The organism is Bacillus cereus group sp. MYBK195-1 (assembly GCF_051916605.1).
GTDB lineage: Bacteria > Bacillota > Bacilli > Bacillales > Bacillaceae_G > Bacillus_A > Bacillus_A cereus.
Map to the genome: position 1 here is coordinate 1 of NZ_JBQAGZ010000023.1, position 1,854 is coordinate 1,854.

Below are 1,854 nucleotides of genomic sequence, written 5' to 3' on the forward strand. Positions count from 1 at the left end.
ATTGTTCTTTTTTCATTATCATGCCTCCTTCTTTGTATAATTCAGCATTGATAGAAACAATTTCTATATGAATATCCTATACATGATCAGTTAACATAACGTCCTATTATCAGTAGCAAAGAGAAAGACGACCCTTACTCTCACAAGGGATTTGTCTTTTTCTTTTTCTATAACTCTATGCATCTTTATATACATTCCTATTCTGGGGCGCCTTTTGGCCTCCCTATAGTTCCCGATGTCTCCCTATTTTTTGCATAAATTCTTGCATACTCTTAGCGTGGGGTTTTTCCGAAATGCTGGCGGGACACCAATTAGGAATTAAATGCATACTATTATTTTTGTATTTTGTTTTTTTATTTATTACGGTACGTGAAATTATTTTGTTAACCAAAAATAAGTCCCTTGAAAGGAGGACTTATTTGACAAGGTACTGTTCTATTTCTTTTATTAATAGTTCTGCACCTTCTGGACTTAATGAGATCTTACCTTTTGCTAATGCTATGTTACGATTTGACACTTCTCCTGTTAATGCACAAACATGACCAGGCTGATACTTCTGTAAAATGATGTCTTCCCCTTCTACAAAAATCTCTAATGGTGATTTTTCTTTAATTCCAAGCGTATTTCTAAGTTCCTTTGGAATTACTATACGCCCTAATTCATCCACTTTTCTAGTTACTCCGGTTGCTTTCATCCAGCACATTTCCCCATTTCATTATCAATTTATACCCAATTTATTCTTTACTATTGTAACAGGATTTCTCCATATATGAGAAAAATAATAATCCCAAAACTAACGATCATAACCAGAAATTCTTTAAATCTTTGCTGAAAGGAAATACGTCCTTCTTCCTCTTTTTGCAATACTGCGTAAAATAACTATTCTTTTATGGATTAAGGCAAGAATTTCCTGTCAAGGAGTTACTTCAACTCGTTAATATTACTCGTAGTACGTACTATTATTGGATGAAACAGCTCAATCATCCTAATCCAAATGCGGAGGTAAAAGAACTGATACAAGCTATTTATGATTAACACGATGGGTGTTATGGCTAGTAACAATACAGCTCATTCTTTCGTTTTGGAGTATTTCAAAATGTTAACTGGATGGGTATGTACAGTGACCTCTACTTAATTATCAGAAAAACATTAGCCTATAATTGTATACACAGTAATTACCATGATTTTCCGATACCAGCATCATAATAAATCTCTGCTTCTCCTCTTTTTATCAGTATTGGTAGGTAAAGAGGGGGTCAGACACAAAAACAGGTTGTGGAGACATTCTTCTTCACAACCTGAGATTAGGTTATATATCCAAATATGACCTGTTCTTTTAACTATTTAGTCTTTTATAATCTGTTATAGTCGATATAACTAGAGTCATAATAAATCCACTGACCTTTTCCAATTCTTAGCCAACCATTCTTTTCTTCATATACTGTAACTTTTTCGCCTTTACTTGTTTTTCTAACAATAGAATAGTTTGTACCTGATCCGCTTCGAACATTTACCCCAATACCATTAATTTGAGCTGTTCCAATTACCTTTTCAACACTACCATTTTCAATTACTTGTAGCATATTTAGAATAAATGTTGCTGTTTCACCACGAGTTGTTGTTCCTTTGGGGTCATATTGATTGTCACCCTTACCTCTTACAATACCTAGGCCATACAGTCTTTGTACGTCTTCTTTATAAATAATTTGGTCTGTGTCTGAGAATGGTAGGTTTACAACTGGCCCCCATATACCTTTATACTGTAAAGCCTTGTTTACAATAATTGCTGATTCTTCTCTTGTAATAGGTGTGTTTGGGTCAAAATAACCATCTCCTCTACCTTGAATGATACCT

The 1,854-nt window shown here is 34.1% G+C and carries 2 protein-coding genes and 1 pseudogene; 1 reads left to right on the forward strand and 2 read right to left on the reverse strand.

Annotated elements, in window-relative coordinates:
- Window positions 1-415 precede the first annotated feature (415 nt).
- A complete protein-coding gene (locus ACTFRY_RS29630; protein WP_000648344.1) occupies window positions 416-694 on the reverse strand; it encodes an AbrB/MazE/SpoVT family DNA-binding domain-containing protein in 279 nt (92 codons plus the stop codon).
- A gap of 194 nt (window positions 695-888) precedes the next feature.
- On the opposite strand from ACTFRY_RS29630, the pseudogene ACTFRY_RS29635 reads away from it, so the two are divergent.
- Window positions 889-1,032, forward strand: a pseudogene (locus ACTFRY_RS29635) (IS3 family transposase); the annotation flags it as partial.
- Window positions 1,033-1,352: 320 nt separating this feature from the next.
- Here the strand turns inward: ACTFRY_RS29635 and ACTFRY_RS29640 are convergent.
- Window positions 1,353-1,854, reverse strand: a 502-nt coding sequence (locus ACTFRY_RS29640) for an S-layer homology domain-containing protein (protein ID WP_440032489.1), incomplete at its 5' end; no start/stop codon positions are given.

Excerpts from the sequence above, each read along its gene's own strand:
- ACTFRY_RS29630 (WP_000648344.1), bottom strand. The coding sequence starts at position 694 with ATGAAAGCAACCGGAGTAACTAGAAAAGTGGATGAATTAGGGCGTATA.